The sequence below is a fragment of the Psychromonas sp. MB-3u-54 genome (genome assembly GCF_002836415.1).
In the GTDB taxonomy this organism is placed as follows: Bacteria; Pseudomonadota; Gammaproteobacteria; order Enterobacterales; family Psychromonadaceae; genus Psychromonas.
In genome coordinates this window covers 1-219 of sequence record NZ_PJBP01000078.1, presented here as the reverse complement: position 1 = coordinate 219, position 219 = coordinate 1, and the positions used below count along the sequence as shown (strand labels likewise).

Here is a 219-nt window from a genome sequence, read left to right as displayed (position 1 = left end):
TATCGATGAAGACAGCGGCAGCATCACGGTTGCTTACACGGCGGCTGATGTTGACGGCACAATCCTGTCGACCACTGCGAGCGTGCCAGCAGAGCAGGGCACGGTAAGTATTAATGAAACCGACAACACTATTACCTTTACGCCGGCGGAAAACTTTAACGGCGATGCGACGATCACTCTGGTAACGACCGATGATGATGGCGCCACGGCGACAGCCAC

1 protein-coding gene is annotated in these 219 nt (G+C 55.3%); it reads left to right on the top strand.

Translation table 11 applies throughout. The features are described from left to right. The coding region (locus CXF72_RS00625; RefSeq protein WP_198552458.1) for an Ig-like domain-containing protein at positions 1–219 on the top strand (219 nt) is incomplete at both ends.